Origin of the sequence: Amycolatopsis jiangsuensis, from assembly GCF_014204865.1 — a bacterium.
Classification (GTDB): Bacteria; Actinomycetota; Actinomycetes; order Mycobacteriales; family Pseudonocardiaceae; genus Amycolatopsis; species Amycolatopsis jiangsuensis.
The window spans coordinates 4,574,818-4,591,917 of record NZ_JACHMG010000001.1 but is presented as its reverse complement, the minus strand read 5'-3'; the positions used below and the strand labels follow the sequence as shown (position 1 = coordinate 4,591,917).

Here is a 17,100-nt window from a genome sequence, read left to right as displayed (position 1 = left end):
TATCGGGCGGTAATGATCAGACCAGTTTCCGCAGTCGCTCGACGGCCTCGTCAATGACTTCATTCCGTTTGCAGAACGCGAACCGCAAGAGGTGTTTCCACTCATCCGGGTGATCTGTGAAGACGTTCACCGGAACGGCGACGACGCCGACGCGTTCCGGCAGTGCCCAGGCCAGTTCCGCGGCGTCGGAGAAACCGAGCGGGCGTACGTCGGCGGTCACGAAATAAGTACCGAAGCTCGGACGTACGGCGAATCCCGCATCGGCGAGCCCAGCGGACAGTCGATCCCGCTTCTCCTGCAAGCTCGTACGGAGGTCCTCGACCCAATCCAGCTCGTTCTCCAGCGCGTAAGCGACGGCTGGTTGCAACGGCCCGCCGGAAACGAACGTGATGAATTGTTTCGCCGCCTTCACGGCTGCGACCAGTTCCGCGCTCGAGCAGACCCAGCCGATTTTCCAGCCGGTGCAGTTGAACGTCTTGCCCGCGCTGGAAATGGCCACGGTCCGTTCCCGCATCCCGGGCAGCGAGGCGAGCGGCACGTGCTCGCCGCCGTCGAAGACGAGGTGCTCGTAGACCTCGTCGGTGACCGCGACCAGATCGTGTTCGACGCACAGGCGCGCGACCTCGGAGAGTTGCGCGCGGGAGAACACCGTGCCGGTGGGATTGTGGGGTGAGTTCAGCAACACTGCCCGCGTGCGTGGCGTGATCGCGGCGCGGAACGCGTCGAGGTCGAGTTCGAGCCGGCCGTCGCCGGCCTCGGTCAGGCCGATGACGCGTCGCTGCGCGCCGGCCATCGCGACGGCCGCGGCGTACGAGTCGTAGTACGGCTCGACCACGATGACCTCGTCGCCGGCCTCGGTGAGCGCGAGCAGGGTGGCCGTGATGGCCTCGGTCGCCCCGGCTGTGACCAGGACCTCGGTGTCCGGATCGTAGTCGGTGCCGTATCGCTGCCGGTGCCGCGCGATCGCGGCGCGCAGCTCCGGGCGGCCTGGACCCGGCGGATACTGGTTGTCGCCGCCGAACAGGGAGTTCTTCGCCGTTTCGAGCATGCCGGCCGGGCCGTCGGTGTCCGGGAAGCCCTGGCCGAGGTTCACCGCGTCGTGCCGTACGGCGAGCGCCGTCATCTCGGCGAAGACGGTCGCGGTGAACGGGCGGAGGCGGGGGACGAGAGCTGGTTCACGCACGAAGATGCATCCTCACGGACAATGGTGCGGTGGAGCAACTCACCCCGCAGAAGGTCACGCCCGCCGATCCGCCCGGCGGAGCGGAGGCAGAGGCAGGCAAACGGCGTGCGCTGCGCAAGATGAAGCTGGTCGCGCTGGGCTTCCTCGCCGGCGCAACGGTGCTCTTCCTGCTCGCGAGCTGGGCGGAGTCGGCGGGCTGGCCGAGCTGGGTCGGCTACGTGCGCGCGGCCGCCGAAGCGGGCATGGTCGGCGCGCTCGCGGACTGGTTCGCGGTCACTGCGCTGTTCCGGCATCCGCTCGGCCTGCGCATCCCGCACACCGCGATCATCCCGAACAAGAAGGATCAGCTCGGCAGCAGTCTCGGCGACTTCGTCGGCTCGAACTTCCTCTCCGAGGACGTCATCCGCGACAAACTGCGCCGGATCGGCATCGCGCGCCGGCTCGGCGGCTGGCTGGCGCAGCCGGACAACGCCGAACGGGTCACCTCGGAACTGGCCACGGTGGTGCGCGGCGCGGTCACCGTGCTGCGGGACGAGGACGTGCAGGCGATCATGGAACAGGCCGTGGTCAAGCGCGTGATCGACCGGCCGTGGGGGCCGCCGCTGGGCAAGATCCTCGCGGGGGTCTTCGAGGACGGGGCGCACCACAAGCTCGTCGACCTGATGTGCGATCGCGCCTACGAATGGGTCCGGGACAACCACCAGACGATGCTGCGCGTGGTCTCCGACCGCGCCCCGAGCTGGTCGCCGAAGTTCGTCGACGAGATGCTCGCGGACCGGGTGTACGGCGAGGTGCTGACGTTCGCGTGGGCGGTGAAGACCGACGTCAACCACCCGATGCGGCTGGCGCTGGACAAGTTCCTCGGCGAGTTCGCCCAGGACCTGCAGACCGATCCGCAGACCATGGAGCGGGCCGAGCAGGTCAAGGGCCAGATCGTGCACCACGCGGAGGTGCAGAAGCTGATCGGTTCCGCGTGGGCCACGGCCAAGGAAATGCTGCTGAACGCCGCCGAGGACCCGTCGAGCGAACTGCGCGTCCGCGTCCGGACGAGCCTGCGCTCCCTCGGCGAACGCCTGACGTCGGACGAGACGCTCACCGCGAAGGTCGACGGCTGGGTGGAAGGCGCGGCGGCCTACCTGGTGGCCAACTACTCCAGCGAGATCACCACGATCATCTCCGACACCGTCGAACGCTGGGACGCCGAGGAAACCTCCCGCAAGATCGAACTCCAGGTAGGCAGGGACCTGCAGTTCATCCGCATCAACGGCACGGTGGTCGGCGCACTGGCCGGCCTGGTCATCTACGCGGTGGCGCAGCTGCTGTTCTGAGCCGGTGAGTCGGTGAGTCGGTGGCTAGTGGGCTGGTGAGCCGGTGGCTAGTGGGCTGGTGAGCTGGCGGGAGGCGACGCAGGCACTGGGTCGGTGAGCCGATGAGGGCGACGCAGGCCCTGGGCTCGGTGGGCAACAAGCTCCGCTGACCCTTTGTCCCGCAACGGCTCCTCCCCGGATTCACCCGGGGAGGAGCCGTTGCGTCTCTGGTGGGGTTGCGTTTCTGGTGGGCATGCGTCGGTTGCAGTGAGCCAGTGAGTCGCTTGTCAGGAGCCAGGAGCCAGGAGCCAGGAGCCAGGAGCCAGGAGCCGGTTGCCGCAGGCCGCACGCCGCAAGTCATGAGTCGGTTGCCGCACGCCGCACGCCGCACCGCACCCCCGCACACCGCACCGCACCCCCGCACACCGCACCGCACCCCGCAAGTCATGAGTCGGTTGCCGCGAGCCGCAAGTCATGAGTCGGTTGCCGTGGCGCGGGGCCGGACGGTGGGCGGACGGACACGTCGCCGTACACGGGGCTCCGTCGGCGCTCACCACCCATACGCTTCCGGTGCTTCCAGCGAAGCCGTAGCGAGTACGCAGGGCGGCCGATCGTGTGCGATCCGCTTCAATACCACACTTGCCGGCCAGCTAGACCAGTTGTCCACAGGAAGCTGAGTTATCCCCGGGGTTATCCACAGGAATTCACGGTGATGGCCTAATCGGTATCCACAAGTTGTGGGCATCCAGTGCCGGTGCACATGCATATGTAGGGCCTGTGGGCAGGTTGTCCACAGGGACTCAGTTGTGCACAGAGGCCGTGCGGGCGCGCCAGGAGCGTGCTTTTTCGCGGTTGCCGCACACGCGCATCGAGCACCAGGTGCGGGAGCGGTTGCGGGATTCGTCGTAGAAGGCCCAGAGGCAGTCGTCGGCGGGGCAGATCTTGAGACGAACCCAGTCGCCGCGGACGGTGAGCCGGGTGGCCGCGGCCAGGACCGCCGTGACCGCGTCAGGGGTGATCAGGGCCGGGCCGCTGTCGGTCAGCGAAAAACGAAGCGGCACGTCGAGGGGGCGGACGGTCAGCCGCGGATCTCCGAGCGCCGCGCGGAGGCTGTCTCGCGCGGCGCGGGCCTCCGCGACATCGTTCGGCGCCACTTCGCGGTCCTCGGACCAGCGGCGCCAGCCTTCGGGATCGTCCAGCAGATCGGCGCCCCGCTCGAGGTCGACGGTGTTGAGGAAGGCGACCACCAGGCAAGCATCGGTGTGCACCGGACCAGTGTACGGGCGAAAAACCTCGCGACCTGGACCGCTAACCTCTATTGCCCGTTCACAGGTTACTAGTCGAAAGGTGAGCGGGCATGAGTGTGATCCCGACGTTCGGCGGCGTGGCGGTCGACTGTCCCGACCCGGTGGCCCTCGCGGGCTTCTACCGGACGGTCCTTGATTGGGACGAACCCAAGGTCGCCGAGGACGGTCAGTGGGTCACTCTGGTGAATCCCCGCGGCGGAGCCCGCTTGGAATTCCAGCGTGTGCCGGACTATCGAGCGCCGAAGTGGCCGTCGCCGGACGAGCCGCAGCAGGCCCACCTGGACTTGGACGTCACCGACCTGGAGGCGGCTCACCAGCGTGTTCTCGAACTGGGCGCGACTTTGCTGGACGACTCGCCGAGGTCGTTCCGCGTCTATGCCGATCCGGTGGGCCACCCGTTCTGTCTGTGTGCCTGCTGACGGGAAGCGGCACGTCCGCGTAGCCTGTGTTGCGTGATTTGTCCGAAGTGTCAGAACATGATGCGTACGGTCGACAAGACCGGTATCCACATCGAGCAGTGCGAGGGCTGCCGCGGGATTTTCCTGGACCGTGGCGAGCTGGAGCAGATCGTCGGCGCCGAGAACTCGTTCTACGGGCACCAGCCGCAGCCCTACGCTCCGCCGGCCGCGCACTCCGGCCGCCCCGATTCGCCGCGTCCGTACCGAGACGGTGGCGGCCATGGTGATTCGCCGCGGCCCTACCCCGGTGGCGGCCACGGTGACCTGCCGCGCCCGTACCCGGGCGGTGGCTATAGCGACTCGCCACGCCCGTACCGCGGGGGCCATCCGGACTCGCCGCGGCCGTATCGCGGTGGCGGATTCGCGGATTCCCCGCGTCCTTACGGCGGCCACCGTGGCTATTCGGATTCCCCGCGCGCTTACGGCGGGCGCCGTAAGCGCAGTTTCCTCGAGAACCTCTTCGACTGAGTTGTCCACAGGTGGATTACCGGCCGCGCTCGATCTTCGGGTGTGCCCGGCTTGTGGAGACCGAGCCCGTTGTCCACAGGTCGACGGGGCGACACTGCGCTGTGGATTGTGCGGCCACCGATGGCCGTTTCGCCGGCTGCCACTGTTCGCGCTGACCGGACCGAGCGCGGCGGGAAAGTCCACGGTCGGCCCGCGGCTGGCGGAGCGGCTGGCCGGGGACGCCCTGGTGCTGGAGCAGGACGTCCTGTGGACAGGTGCGTTGCAGGAGGATGTGCCGGGCCATCCGGCGTTCCGCGCCACGTGGTTGCGAATGGCGGCGATGCTGCATCAGAACGGCAGTCCGGTCGTGTTGTGCGGGACGGTGGCGCCGCAGGAGCTGGAACCCCTGCCGGAACGGGTCTTCTTCGCGGATGTGCACTACCTCGCGCTGGTGGCCGACAACGAAACCCTCCGCGCGCGCCTGCGTGCCCGCCCGGCTTGGCGCGAATGGGACGAACCCCGCATCGACGAAATGCTGGAGTTCAACCTGTGGATACGCGGTCAGGTCGACTCCATCGACACGACCGAGGCGCCAGTGAGTGACGTCGTGACGGCTGTGGAGAAGTGGGTCAGGTCGAACCTACCGACCTGACCGGCTGCTCCTCCCGTCATTCCGCCGCCTGCTGCAGGGGTGCCCGCCGCCTGCTGCAGGGGTGCCCGGTGGCTACTGCCGGGATGTCCGGCGCCTGCTGCTGGGATGCCCGGCGGATGCTGCTGGGATGACCGGCGCCTGTTGTCGGGATGACCGGCGACCAGGGAACTCTGCAATTCACGCTGCCCGGGACCTAGCTTGGCTGAGGGTTTTCCGGCCGGAGTCTGCAGAACCGCGCCATTGCAGACCGCGCGATTGCCGAACGCGTCGTCTACCGGCGTGCTGCCGTCCGCCTCAGTCGGGGAAGGGATAGCCACGGAAGGGCCGGCCTGTGGGGCCCGATCGCCCGCTCTGCCGTCGCCCGCGTTCCGCCGTCGCCGCGTTTTCGGCCTTGCAAGCCAGCACCAGCGCCTCGGTAGACCTACGGAGCGGTAAACAGCGGCGTCTCGGTGGGCCGCACCTACAAAGCGCAGCAGCGGCTCGGTTCGCCGCACCTACGAAGATGGATCGGCCCACGAGGTGCGATAACGCCCCGCCTGACGTCGGTACGCGCCTGGTGAGGGGTGGGAGGCCTGACACTGCCGGTCAAGTCGCCGGAACGTCCGCGCTTGGAACGTCCGCGCTTCGAACGTCCGCGTCGCGTCTCCGTCCTTGTTCCGGTCCTCGATGCGGCACTTCCAGTCCGGCACGTCGGCGTCAGCCGGCTCGTCGGGCACACGACGCTGCGACCGTCCTCGCGTTGCGACGGCTTGCCACGCGCGCAACCGTTGCCGCCGGTATGTCCGGACCGGCGCAGGGTCGCGACGTGGAAGCTTAGGCCGCAGACGTTCCTGATCGTCCCGCTGTGACCGCTGCGGCCGTTGAGGCTGCAAACGATTCCCGGGTGTTTCGCACGAGCATTCGCCGTGCAAGCCGTGTATTTCGGGTGTGGGCGGCTACAAGCCTGAGCCCAATCGCTCCAGCAAGGGGGCTGCCGCGGTCAGTGCCTTGAGTTCCGCGGAGGTGAACTGTTCGTCCAAGACCTGAGCCAATTGCGCGGTCCGGGCGTTTCGCTTGTGGCGCAGCATTTCCTGGCCGGCGGCGGAAACGGTCAGTACTGCTCGGCGGCCGTCGTTCGGGTCGGGGTGGCGTTCGACCAGACCGCGGTCTTCCAGGCTGTTCACGGTGGTGCCCATGGCCTGTGCGGTGATCTGTTCGGCCCGGGCGAGTTCGGCTGCGGTCGTCGGGCCCGTGCGGTTCAGCCGGGACAGTGCGGCGCGTTCCGGCAGCGAGAGCTCGCCGGGGGCGGGCAGCAGACGCAGCCGGCGTGAGAGCAGCGAGAGGCCGTCGTACAGCGAGGCGGCCAGGTCGTCCAGATCCATGGTTGAAGCCTAGAGCGCCGACGCCGGCAACTCGACCTTGCCAGCGCGACTGGCCGGCGACAGCGGTGAGCCCTTCTCGACAGCCCGTGCGGTCCGGGATCGATTCCGGACCGGCTGCGATCGCCGGCGTCGCTGCGCGCGGGACCGTCTACAGTGGCCAGTTCTCCGCGCTGTCCGGGGAGTCGAGCCAGAAGGTCTGTTCGGCACTGTTCACGGTGAGGCCGAAGCGGGAGCGTTCCGGCTTGCCCAGTGCTTCCCAGCGCAGGTAGGCACGTTCGGCCAGGCCCCAGAGCGCGCGTGGGCCGCCTTGCGCTACCTCCAGGCCGGAGTCGACGCGGCGAGTGCGTGCCCAGGAACCGTCCGGGTGGACGAGCGCGAAGGCGTGCTCCGCGACGTCGGGGACCCGCATCGGCTGAACGCCGGGTAGTTCCAGGGACGCGAAGAACTCGAAGTGCAGCGGCGGTTTCACGAACAACGACACCGGCAGCCGGGTCGGGCGCCATTCCGTGGGCTCCGGCAGTTCCGCGGGGACGGGCAGACGGTGCGCGCGTAACGGCATGAAACGGCCGTCGCGAGCCAGGACGCGCCCTTCCGCGGTTGTGCCGGGGCCGACGGTGAGCCGGACCAGGCCGCCACCCAGTGGCCGGTTGAGCGTGGTCACGATGTATCCCCCGGGGACCGTCTGTTCCAGCCACGCCAACGGAACAGTGGATACGGCCGCGGTGCACAGGATGCGGTCGAAAACGATTCCGGCGGGAAATCCGAGCGCGCCGTCGCCCACCGCGCAGGACGGCGCGTACCCGCACGTGGCGAGACGTTCTTGTGCAGCGGCGAGCAGGTCCGCGTCGATGTCCACTGTGGATACTTGGCCCGAACCGCACCGATGGCTGAGCAGTCCGGCGTTGTAACCGGTCCCGGTGCCGACCTCCAGTACGCGATCGCCGTCGTGCACGAGTAGTTCCTCGAGCATGATCGCCATGATCGCGGGCATGCTCGACGAACTGGTGGGCGTCCCGGAAACGGTTCCGGACGCGCGGGCGTGCTCCCAGCGCGACGGAGTGTCGTCGAGCTGGGTGACGAGGACGTCGCCGGAGTAGACCCGCTCCAGCCAGCCCGGATCGGCGCGATCGACCGCGGCCCAGGAGCCGTCGGCGGGTACGAAGAACCGGGGCAGGAAGACGTGCCGGGGCACGGTGCGGAAGGCGTCGATCCAGCGTTCGTCGTGCAGCACGTCCTCCTCGACGAGCTGCCGGGCGAGGCGTCGGCGAAGCCGTTGCACAGCCATGACGTCCACCGTAACCCGGGTGAGCGGTAACACACCCGATGGTTGCAAGCAGACTGCTTGCAACAGCTAGCACTCCCGCGTACCGTCGGAATGGTCGTGAGGAGGTGACCGGATGACAGAACCCAGTGGAGCGCACCGTCCGATGGAGAAGGTCGCGGACATCGCCTCCGACATCGGCGAGTACATCCGCCAGCAGCGCAGTTCGGCGAAGATCTCGTTGCGCCAGCTGTCGAAGCTCGCCGGAGTGTCCAATCCGTACCTGAGCCAGATCGAGCGCGGGGTCCGCAAGCCGAGCGCGGAGATCCTGCAGCAGATCGCGAAGGGCCTGCGGATTTCGGCCGAGGCGCTCTACGTGCAGGCAGGCATTCTCGACCTGCCGACGGGCGGCCCGGTCGGCGACGCCATCCGCGCCGACACCGAGCTGACCGAACGGCAGAAGCAGGTCCTGCTCGACGTCTACGAGTCCTTCCGGCGCGAGAACGCCGCCGCCGGGGAAACCCCTGCCAGCGCACCGAAAACCACCCGAGACACCACCGAGGAGTCGGTATGACCACCCCCAAGACCACCGAGGACGTCCGCAAGGTCGTCAACACCGCGCTCGACCAGGTCCGCACGCCGCTGCTGGCCGCGCTCGGCGCCGGCAACCTGGCCAGCCAGGCCGTGACGGACGCGGTTTCGAAGGCACGCGCCAACGTCACCACCGCCCGCAAGGGCATCGAGGAGCTGCCTACCGAGGTCGAGAGCCTCCGCGGGAAGCTCGACCCGGCCGAGCTGCGCAAGGCCATCGACGAGTACACCGAGGCGGCGCTGAAGCTGTACAACAAGCTGGCCGAGTCCGGTGAGCAGGCCTGGGACAAGATCGCCGCGCAGCCGCAGGTGAAGAAGGCCCTTGACCAGCTGGAAGATGCCCTCACCACCGCGCAGGATCGCGTGGACGGCTTGGCAGGCGACACCCGCGAGCGCGTCGACGGCGTCCTGGCGAAGGTCACCAAGCGCACCCGCTCGGTCGGCGAGAAGACCGCCCGCAAGGTGACCGAGGTCGCCGGCGAGACCGCGGACGCGGTGGAGGAACTGGGCGACGACCTCGCCCACGAGACCCGCTCGGTGACCCGCAAGACCGCCAACCGCACCGCGCCGAAGACCACGTCGACGACCCGTCGCGCCACCGGCGCCACGGGCACCACCGCGAACGCGAAGAAGCCGGCCGCGCCGAAGACCGAGAAGTAGAACCGCGGGAAGAGTCCGACGGGACTCTGCCGGCCGGGTGGCTCGCCCCTGTACCAGGGGAGAGCTGCCCGGCCGGTTTTCGTGCTCTGTGGGGCCTGGTTCGTTGCCGGGTCCGGAGGATGCTCGTGTTCCGGCGACGTTGCCTGGGCGGCTTGGGTCTGTTCTGGCGTGGCTCGGGTCTTGTCTCTGGGGACGGTCCTCGGCCGGCTTCGTGCGTTCGAGGGTGCTCGTGTTCCGGCGACGCTGTCTGGGCGGCTTGGGTCTGTTCGGGGTAGCTCGGTTCTGTTTCAGGCGACGGCTCCTCGACCGGCTTTTGTGCGTTCGGGGGTTGGCGTCGTTGTTGTGCTCGGGCCTTGCTCGCGGTCCAGCGGAGTTGCTTGGCCGGTTCGTCTGTTCAGCGGCTGGCTCGGTCGTGTTCCGAGGGGATTCGTCCGGGGGCTTTCGTGCTTCGAAGCCGCGCTTGTTTCTCAGCTCGGGCATCACTCGGCGGCCTGGCCGGTTTCCGTCTGTACGGGGACGGGCTCGGTTCTGTCCGGAGGAAATGCCTGCTCGGCCGGCTTTCGGGCGGTCTGGAATCGGTTCCGCGACCCAGCTCCGGTCGCGGGACTGGGACCGGAGCTGGGGACGGCTGGAGCCAAGGTCGGACAGTGGCGGTCTCCGACGAAGTCGACTGGCGGTGTGGCGGACTCGTAGCCGAGCGGGTGTCCGTTTGCGATGGCGGGGTCGTCGCCGTCGCGAGGCACGGTGGGTGGCTCGGTGACGAGCGTCACGTGATGGCCAGGTCGGGTGGGATCGATTCCGGGAAGGCGGCCGTCCGGAGGTGTGGGCGGTTTGCCGTAAGCTGGAATCGTGCAGGTTGCCGACTGGATCCTCAGGGTCATCCACTGGGGCAGCGCCTTGGTCGGGCTCTTCGCCTTCGTTCACGCGCTGCTGCAGCGGTCCGACGCGTATTCGGCGGCCGACCGGAAGACCAAGCCGATCTGGATGTTGATCACCGGTGGCGCGACCCTCGCGATGGTGCTGTTCGACATCCGTGACCTGGGGCTGATCTTCTGGGTTCCGGCGATGGCGGCGACGCTGGTGTACCTCGTCGACGTGCGGCCGCGGCTGATCGAAGTGCAGCGCGGGCGTCGTAACTGGTGACCGCGCGGCCGTCGTGCCGGCGCGCGGTTTAGATTCGCTGGGGTGACCACCTGGACCATCGCCGGGAGCCTCACGGTCGTTCCCGCGCCCACACGTACTGACCTGCTCGCCGAACCCGTCGCGAAGGCGCTTGCCGCGCTGGCTGCGCCGGACGAGGTCGGCGTCGCCGAAATCGATCCCGATCTGGCGGACACGGCCGAGTTCTGCGAGACCTACGGCTCGCCGCTGTCCGCTTCCGCCAACTGCGTCATCGTCGCCGGCAAGCGGGCCGGCGAGGTTCGCTTTGCCGCGGCGCTCGTGCTCGCCACGACCAGGGCGGACGTCAACGGCGTGATCAAACGCCGTCTCGACGTGCGCAAAGCCTCGTTCGCGCCGATGGACGAGGCGGTGTCGCTCACCGGTATGGAGTACGGCGGCATCACCCCGGTCGGGCTGCCGGGAGAGTGGCCGATCCTGGTCGACCAGGCCGTGGCCGAGCAGCCAGAACTCGTCATCGGCAGCGGAATCCGGGGCAGCAAACTGCTGATCTCCGGCACCGCGCTCGCCGGGCTGCCGAACGCCGAGGTGATCGAGGGTCTCGCCCGGTGACGGGCGTCTGGCTTCGGTACCTCACCGGCGCCGATATCGATTCCATCGGCATCACCCGCGCGGACATCGTCGGCGCGGTCGAGGACGTGCTCGCCGATCACGGCAACGGCGCGGTCGTCTTCGAGCCGCGCACCCACCTCGTGCCGGACAACGGCGGCAAGGGCCACTTCAACATCCTTCGCGGGCACCTGTCGGCCAAACGCGTCAGCGGCGTGAAGGTGGTGGGCGACTTCGTCGCCAACTTCGAGCGTGGCCTGCCCAGCGAGATGGCGTTGATCCTGCTGCTCGACCCCGACACCGGCATGCCACGGGCGATCGTGGACGGCACGATGATCACCGAGGCACGCACCGGTGCGGTCACCGCCGTCGGGGCGAAGTACCTCGCCCGGCCGGATGCCAAGGTGCTCGGCCACGTCGGTGCCCGCGGCACCGCCTGGTGGAACGTCGTACTGCTGGACTCGCTCTTCGACTTCGACGAGATCCGGGTGACGAGCAAACGGCCCGAATCGCGGGAGGAGTTCGGCCGCCGGCTGTCCGAGGAGCTCGGCAAGCCGGTGCGAGTCCGCCCGGACGTGGCTTCGACCCTCGACGGCGCGGACATCCTGGTGGAGGCGTCTCGGCTGACCGATCCGGAACCGTTGGTGCGTAAGGATCTTCTTCGCCCAGGGAGCCTTCTTGTGCCGTACGGCACGATCAGCGCGCTCGAACTGGACCTGCTCGATGCGGTGGACAAGGTCGTGGTGGACAACTGGCGGGAATCGCAGTCGGGCAATCCGCGCTTCGGTGCCTTGCGTCCGCAGCTGAACGCCGGACTGCTCACCGAGGAGCGAGTGCACGCCGAAATCGGTTCCGTGGTCGCCGGCCACCAGCCGGGACGGGAGAACGACGACGAACGGATCCTGTTCTGGCACCGCGGACTGTCCACAACGGACGTCGCGGTCGCGGACATGATCCTGCGCCGTGCCGAAGAGGCCGACGTCGGCACGATGCTGCCGTACCGATGATCATCCGGGAACCGGCGGACGTCCTCGTGGCCGGCTCCGCGGAACCTCTGGAGCTGGGTCCGGAACTGCTGGCCGAGCTGCGTGCGACACGAGCGGCGATGTTGGCTGGAATCGATTCCGGCGACGCGGCCGTCTACGGCGTGAACACCGGGATGGGGCGGCTCGCCGGGGTGCGGCTGACTGCCCTACAGCAGGAAGCCCACCAGCGAAATCTCCTGGTCGGCCGCGCGGTCGGAGGGCCGCCGTGGCTTTCGCCGGAGCTGGCGCGGGCATTGCTGCTGATGCGGTTGCGCGGGTTCGTGCGTGGTGACGCGGCGGTCAGCGCTGAGCTGACCGGCTTCCTCGTCGACCGGCTCAACGACCGGTTCCTGCCCGCCGTCCCACGGGACGGTCTCGGTAGTGCCGGGGAGATCATCCCGTTGGCGCATGCGTTCCAGACGTTCCTCGGAATCGGTTTCGTCCTGGAGAACGGCGAGCGGGTGTCGGCAGCAGACGCGCTGGAGCGGCGCGGGGTCGAGCCGTTCGTGCTCGGTCCGAAGGAGGGCGCGAGCCTCATCCAGGGGTCGCCGCTGGCGGAGGCTTACGCGTGGTTGTGTGCCCGGCAGGTCCGGCGGCTGGTCGAGGCGCAGACCGTGTGCGCGGCGCTGGTGATCGACCTCCTTGGTGCACCGCAGGAGATTTATCGCTATCCGGTGGCCGGCGAGTACGCCCGCCGGGTACTCGCGGAGGTCGGCCGGCTGGTCGAAGGCGCGGCGGTGCGGGCGGATGTCGTCCAGGCACCGATTTCCGTGCGGGTCGCGCCGCGGGTGGTCGGGTTCCTCGATCAGGTGCGTGCGGATCTGGAGGCGACGCTGCGGGAGTCGTGGGAAACCCCGGCGGACTCGCCGTCGTTCCTGGACGGCCGCTTCGTGCCGACGACCGGGTACCACGCGGCGGAACTCGGCCTGCGGATGGACGCGGTGAAGGCGGCGTTGGTACACGTCGCGGAGGTTGCCGTGCAGCGCATGCACCGGTTGCTCGACCCGCAGTTCAGCGGGTTGCCACCGCAGCTGTCGGCGGATCCGGGGCCGCAGGCGGGGTTGACGCCGCTGCACAAACGCGCGGTCGGCGAACTGCATGCGATGCGCCGGTCGGCCGCGCCGGCGACGCTGGGTTCGCTGGACACTTCGGCAGGGCAGGAGGATGTGCAAGCGTTTGCGTGGGCGGCCGGCGCGGAGCTGGAGGACGCGGTGAGGCATCTGTTCGCGATCACGGCTTGTGAACTGATCGCCATCCGGCAGGCGCGGTATCTGGTGCCGGAACCTCACCGGGCGGCGCCGGGTTTGCGCGCAGCGCACGCCTGGCTCGCGGAGACGGTGGAACCGATTCCGGTGGACCGGCCGCTCGGGGTGGACGTGGAACGGGTGGCCGAGGCTTGCCGAGACGGGTCGTTGCCGCGGCCGGGCTGACTGCCGGTACGGGCTCGGGTCCGGTTGGCAGCGGTGGGACGGATCGCGCGCGACCGGGTGGGCTGCGGTGGACGGTTGCGCGGTGGAGGTGGGGGTTGGGCCGTGTGGGGACGCCGAGCACGGCGGAGGCTGGCGTGGGTGCGGTGAGGCGATGCCGGGCGCGGTGAGGGCGTGCGCGGTGAGGGAGGTGCCGTGTGTGGGCGCAGGGCGCGGCGGGGGCGTGCGCTGTGGATGTGGGAGTGGGCGTCGTGTGGCGCCGCCGGGCGCGGTGGAGGCGCCGTGTTGAGACGGGCCAGGTGGTCATTCGGACGTGCTGTGGTGGCGGGCCTCAGTGGGGCAAGCGGCGGTGTTGAGGGGCTGCGCTGGGGCTCCAAACCGCTGTGGCACAGCCCCGGCGACGCGTCGCGGTGGGCGTAGACATGGCTGATGGGTCAGCATGAGCGCGATTGCGGCGGTGACGGGCGGCGGTAGGCGGTATCGGTGGCCGGAAGCGCAACAAAGAGTGGCGAAGCGAAGCAGCCGCCGTGACAACGAGCCGGAAGGCGAGACACCCGCAACCAAGAGCCGCGACAAAAGCGCGTCAAAGCAACAGCCAACGGCTCACGAAGCGCGTCGTAGCTGTTGGAGGGCCAGTCCTCGTGGGGTGGCCAGCTTTGTCAGCAGCGAGAACAGTCCTTCGCACACCAGCGCGAGGACCACGACTGCGATGCCGCCGCCGAAGATTTCGCCGTAGCCTCTTGCTCCTTCGGCGAAGCCGTCGACTATGTAGCGGCCCAGGCCGCCTCCGTCGTTGACTATCGCGCCGATCGCGACTGTGGCCACCAGTTGCAGGAACGCCACCCTCGCGCCTGCCACGATCACCGGGGACGACAGGGGCAGCTCCAAGCGGAACATGATCTGCCGTTCACGGTAGCCCGTCCCCCGTGCCGCGTCGACGACTTCCTGGTCGAGCTGGACCACGCCGGCGTAGGTGTTGGTGAACAGCGGCGGCAGGGCCAGCCCGACCAGCGCCAGCAGCAGCGGCCAGAAATCCGTGTCCACTTCCCAGCGGCTGGCCAGGAACCAGAACAGGATGATCAACCCGAAACTCGGGATCGCGCGGCCGATGTTCACCGCGCTGCTCGCCAGGAACGCGCCGCGGCGGTAGTGCGCGAGCCACAGGGCGGGCGGAATCGTCAGCAACGCCGCGATCACCAGCGCCAGCGCGGAAAACCACAGGTGCTGCACGGTCCGGTACGGAATGCCCGCCGGATCCGTCCAGCTCCACCGGTCCGGATCGGCCAGCCACTGGCCCAGTTGCGTGAAGACGTTCACCGCACCCTCCGCGCCCACGGGGCCAGCGCCCGTTCACTCAGCCACAGCAGCAGGTCGACGACCACCGCCAGCACCACCGACAGCACGATGCCGACGATGATCGGGCTCGGGTTCGGCGTCGTGGTCTGGATTCCGGCCCGGATGAAGTACCCGAGACCACCCATGCCGAGCAACGACGTGACGGTCACCAGGCCGATGGTGGTCACCGCGGCCACCCGGAGGCCGGCGATCACCACCGGCAACGCGAGCGGGAGCTCCACCTGCCACAACAGCCGCCGCCGGGTGAAGCCCATGCCGACCGCGGCTTCGCGCACCTCGATCGGCACCTGCTGCACGCCGGTGACGATGTTGCGGATCAGGATCAGCAGGGTGTAGGTGCCCAACGGAATCACCGCCGTGGTGAAGGACAGCCCGAAGAACGGCACCAGCAGCGCGAACGCTCCCAGGCTCGGAATCACGTACAGCGCACCGGCGGTACCCAGTACGAGCGGGTAGAACCAGCGGAACCGCAGGCAGAGCGTGGCCAGCGCGAGTGACACCACCAGTCCGGCACCGAGTGCGGTGGCGGTGAGCGCAATGTGTTCACCGAGCCGCTCGACGATGGCGTCGGCGTTGCGTTCGACCCATCGCCATTCGAAGATCGGCCGGCTGCTCTGCGTGAGCAGCGGGGTCACCGAGGACGCGTGCACTGGGTGAGGCTACCCCGTTCGGGCGCCGAAGTTCCGTGGATTGAGATCAAGTGACGTTGATTCCCGGTATGTGGTTTCTGTCGTGGCGCACAGTTAGGGTCAGTCCCTCTACTGGGTGAAATGAGGAGTGTGGGGCCCGTGCGGTGGACCCAAAGCATCCGAGTGGCCGCGCTCGCGGCGGTGGCCGTCGTCGGCCTGACCGCCTGCGGCGGTGGTGGGAGCGGTGACCAGCCGGCCGCGCCGAGCAAGGGCGGTGCACCGATCGTCGTGGCCTCGTTCAACTTCACCGACAGCCAGATCCTCGCCGAGATCTACGCGGGCGCGCTGGAGGCGAAGGGCTATCCGGTCGCCCGCAAGCTCAACCTCGGCTCGCGGGAGCTGATCTACCCGTCGCTCAAGTCCGGTGAGCTGCAGTTCCTTCCTGAGTACCAGGGCGCGGCGATCACCACCGGCTTCGGCAAGGACACCGTCAAGGACGCCAAGGGCGAACACGAGCAGCTGGCCAAGCTGTTCGAAGCCGACGGCATCGGGCTGCTCGACTACGCCGCGGCGGAGAACAAGAACACCTACGTGGTGAAGGCCGATCTCGCCAAGGAGAAGGGCATCAGCACGATCAGCGACCTGAAGAAGCTCGACAAGGTCGTCATGGCCGGTCCGCCGGAGTGCGAGAAGCGGCTGCCGTGCTTCCAGGGCTTCAAGGACGTGTACCACCTGGCCAACGCCACGTTTCAGACCGTGCAGGAGGCCGGCCCGCGCGTGCAGCAGCTCGACTCCGGATCGGTCACCGTGATCCCCGTCGATTCGGTCAGCCCGCTGGTCGGCGACCCGAAGTACGTGGCGCTCAAGGACGATCTCGCCATCGTGCCGACCGAGAACGTGGTGCCCGCGGTGACTCGGAAGGTGCTCGACCAGCGTGGTGCGGACTTCGCGAAGGTGGTCAACGCCGTCAGCGCGAAGCTCACCACGGACGCCATGCGCGAGCTGAACGCCCGCGTGGATTCCGATGGCGAGCAGGCCGGCGACGTGGCCGGGGACTGGCTGTCGCAGCAGGGTCTCGGCTGAGCACACCGCAGGGTGAAAACGGGCCGTCCGGGGTTCTCCCGGGCGGCCCTCGTCCGCTCGTGTGTGCAAGGGTGGTCGTGGCGGAAACCGAAGAGAGGGACGAGATGGCAAAGGTCACGGCCACCGTGGAGCGCACGATCGACGCGCCGGTGGAGAGGGTGCGTGAGCTGGTCGCGGACTACTCCGAGACCCGGCCGAAGCTGCTCACCGAGCACTACCGCGACTACGAGGTCACCGAGGGCGGTGTCGGGGCCGGCACGAAGGCGAGCTGGAAACTGCAGGCCACCTCGAAGCGGGTGCGTGACGTGGCGGCCACGGTCACCGAGCCGGCGCCGGGCACCTTCGTGGAGACCGACGCGAACTCCAGCATGGTCACCACCTGGACGGTCGCCGAGTCCGGTGCCGGTTCCCGCGTGCGCATCCAGACCAGCTGGGACGGCGCCGGCGGCATCGGCGGCTTCTTCGAGAAGACCTTCGCCCCTGGCGGCCTGAAGCGAATTCACGACGGCGTGCTCGGCAAGCTCGCGGAGATCGTGTAGCGCCTGCCACACCGTCCGGGGCGGGGGAATGTGCACCCCGGCATCGCCGTTGCGCCGAGTGATACGGGGCGTACGCCCCGGTTCGA

At 68.7% G+C, this 17,100-nt stretch carries 18 protein-coding genes; 12 read left to right on the top strand and 6 right to left on the bottom strand.

The features are described from left to right. Positions 1-16: 16 nt before the first annotated feature. Positions 17-1,183 carry a pyridoxal phosphate-dependent aminotransferase gene (locus BJY18_RS20475; RefSeq protein WP_184781492.1) on the bottom strand — a complete coding sequence of 389 codons (1,167 nt, stop codon included), beginning with the start codon at positions 1,181-1,183 and terminating at the stop codon, positions 17-19. Positions 1,184-1,212: 29 nt separating this feature from the next. Between BJY18_RS20475 and BJY18_RS20470 the strand changes: the two genes are divergently transcribed. Continuing rightward, entirely contained in the window at positions 1,213-2,511 is a 1,299-nt protein-coding gene (locus BJY18_RS20470; RefSeq protein ID WP_184781491.1) for a DUF445 domain-containing protein, read from the top strand. A gap of 779 nt (positions 2,512-3,290) precedes the next feature. Here the strand turns inward: BJY18_RS20470 and BJY18_RS20465 are convergent. Continuing rightward, complete coding sequence (locus tag BJY18_RS20465; protein WP_184781490.1) at positions 3,291-3,758, bottom strand: CGNR zinc finger domain-containing protein; 468 nt, start codon at positions 3,756-3,758, stop codon at positions 3,291-3,293. A gap of 89 nt (positions 3,759-3,847) precedes the next feature. On the opposite strand from BJY18_RS20465, the gene BJY18_RS20460 reads away from it, so the two are divergent. The 3 genes from BJY18_RS20460 to BJY18_RS20450 are packed head-to-tail and all read left to right on the top strand — an operon-like array spanning position 3,848 to position 5,354. Further along, complete coding sequence (locus tag BJY18_RS20460) at positions 3,848-4,216, top strand: VOC family protein (RefSeq protein ID WP_184781489.1); 369 nt, start codon at positions 3,848-3,850, stop codon at positions 4,214-4,216. Positions 4,217-4,249: 33 nt separating this feature from the next. Further along, on the top strand, positions 4,250-4,723 hold the full coding sequence (locus tag BJY18_RS20455; RefSeq protein ID WP_184781488.1) for a TFIIB-type zinc ribbon-containing protein: 474 nt from the start codon (positions 4,250-4,252) through the stop codon (positions 4,721-4,723). 1 nt (position 4,724) lies between these two features. Continuing rightward, complete coding sequence (locus BJY18_RS20450) at positions 4,725-5,354, top strand: AAA family ATPase (RefSeq protein WP_184781487.1); 630 nt, start codon at positions 4,725-4,727, stop codon at positions 5,352-5,354. A gap of 935 nt (positions 5,355-6,289) precedes the next feature. Here the strand turns inward: BJY18_RS20450 and BJY18_RS20445 are convergent. Both BJY18_RS20445 and BJY18_RS20440 read right to left on the bottom strand, forming a co-directional pair. Continuing rightward, a complete protein-coding gene (locus BJY18_RS20445) occupies positions 6,290-6,715 on the bottom strand; it encodes a MarR family winged helix-turn-helix transcriptional regulator (protein ID WP_184781486.1) in 426 nt (141 codons plus the stop codon). A 148-nt stretch (positions 6,716-6,863) separates the two neighbouring features. Next, the gene (locus BJY18_RS20440; RefSeq protein WP_184781485.1) at positions 6,864-8,000 is read right to left on the bottom strand and encodes a methyltransferase domain-containing protein; all 1,137 of its coding nucleotides are present in this window, start codon (positions 7,998-8,000) and stop codon (positions 6,864-6,866) included. Between the two features lie 142 nt (positions 8,001-8,142). Between BJY18_RS20440 and BJY18_RS20435 the strand changes: the two genes are divergently transcribed. The 6 genes from BJY18_RS20435 to BJY18_RS20410 all read left to right on the top strand — a co-directional run bounded on the left by BJY18_RS20435 (position 8,143) and on the right by BJY18_RS20410 (position 13,410). Continuing rightward, on the top strand, positions 8,143-8,550 hold the full coding sequence (locus BJY18_RS20435) for a helix-turn-helix domain-containing protein (protein WP_184784740.1): 408 nt from the start codon (positions 8,143-8,145) through the stop codon (positions 8,548-8,550). Further along, on the top strand, positions 8,547-9,227 hold the full coding sequence (locus BJY18_RS20430; RefSeq protein WP_184781484.1) for a hypothetical protein: 681 nt from the start codon (positions 8,547-8,549) through the stop codon (positions 9,225-9,227). The genes BJY18_RS20435 and BJY18_RS20430 overlap by 4 nt, the downstream gene beginning before the upstream one ends. Positions 9,228-10,076: 849 nt before the next feature. Further along, positions 10,077-10,370 (top strand): DUF2516 family protein, encoded by a 294-nt coding sequence (locus BJY18_RS20425; RefSeq protein WP_184781483.1) that lies wholly within the window; start codon positions 10,077-10,079, stop codon positions 10,368-10,370. A 42-nt stretch (positions 10,371-10,412) separates the two neighbouring features. Then, positions 10,413-10,958, top strand: coding sequence for a YbaK/EbsC family protein (locus BJY18_RS20420; protein ID WP_184781482.1), 546 nt, complete (start codon positions 10,413-10,415; stop codon positions 10,956-10,958). Beyond that, entirely contained in the window at positions 10,955-11,962 is a 1,008-nt protein-coding gene (locus tag BJY18_RS20415) for an ornithine cyclodeaminase family protein (protein ID WP_184781481.1), read from the top strand. Before BJY18_RS20420 ends, BJY18_RS20415 begins: the two co-directional genes overlap by 4 nt. Beyond that, positions 11,959-13,410, top strand: a complete 1,452-nt coding sequence (locus BJY18_RS20410) for an aromatic amino acid lyase (RefSeq protein ID WP_184781480.1) — start codon at positions 11,959-11,961, stop codon at positions 13,408-13,410. Before BJY18_RS20415 ends, BJY18_RS20410 begins: the two co-directional genes overlap by 4 nt. Positions 13,411-14,010: 600 nt before the next feature. Here BJY18_RS20410 and BJY18_RS20405 read toward each other — a convergent pair. Continuing rightward, positions 14,011-14,742: an ABC transporter permease gene (locus tag BJY18_RS20405; RefSeq protein WP_184781479.1), complete on the bottom strand. Its 732-nt coding sequence runs from the start codon at positions 14,740-14,742 to the stop codon at positions 14,011-14,013. Continuing rightward, positions 14,721-15,413, bottom strand: a complete 693-nt coding sequence (locus BJY18_RS20400; RefSeq protein ID WP_184781478.1) for an ABC transporter permease — start codon at positions 15,411-15,413, stop codon at positions 14,721-14,723. Before BJY18_RS20400 ends, BJY18_RS20405 begins: the two co-directional genes overlap by 22 nt. A gap of 138 nt (positions 15,414-15,551) precedes the next feature. On the opposite strand from BJY18_RS20400, the gene BJY18_RS20395 reads away from it, so the two are divergent. Together BJY18_RS20395 and BJY18_RS20390 are read left to right on the top strand one after the other, a co-directional pair. After that, positions 15,552-16,475: an ABC transporter substrate-binding protein gene (locus BJY18_RS20395; protein WP_184781477.1), complete on the top strand. Its 924-nt coding sequence runs from the start codon at positions 15,552-15,554 to the stop codon at positions 16,473-16,475. Positions 16,476-16,579: 104 nt separating this feature from the next. After that, positions 16,580-17,014, top strand: a complete 435-nt coding sequence (locus BJY18_RS20390) for an SRPBCC family protein (RefSeq protein ID WP_184781476.1) — start codon at positions 16,580-16,582, stop codon at positions 17,012-17,014. Positions 17,015-17,100 lie beyond the last annotated feature (86 nt).

Bases quoted from the DNA above. Each gene is read 5' to 3' on its own strand.
- BJY18_RS20445 (WP_184781486.1), bottom strand. From the start codon at position 6,715: ATGGATCTGGACGACCTGGCCGCCTCGCTGTACGACGGCCTCTCGCTG.
- BJY18_RS20435 (WP_184784740.1), top strand. From the start codon at position 8,143: ATGGAGAAGGTCGCGGACATCGCCTCCGACATCGGCGAGTACATCCGC.
- BJY18_RS20440 (WP_184781485.1), bottom strand. From the start codon at position 8,000: ATGGCTGTGCAACGGCTTCGCCGACGCCTCGCCCGGCAGCTCGTCGAG.
- BJY18_RS20460 (WP_184781489.1), top strand. From the start codon at position 3,848: ATGAGTGTGATCCCGACGTTCGGCGGCGTGGCGGTCGACTGTCCCGAC.
- BJY18_RS20430 (WP_184781484.1), top strand. From the start codon at position 8,547: ATGACCACCCCCAAGACCACCGAGGACGTCCGCAAGGTCGTCAACACC.
- BJY18_RS20410 (WP_184781480.1), top strand. From the start codon at position 11,959: ATGATCATCCGGGAACCGGCGGACGTCCTCGTGGCCGGCTCCGCGGAA.
- BJY18_RS20390 (WP_184781476.1), top strand. From the start codon at position 16,580: ATGGCAAAGGTCACGGCCACCGTGGAGCGCACGATCGACGCGCCGGTG.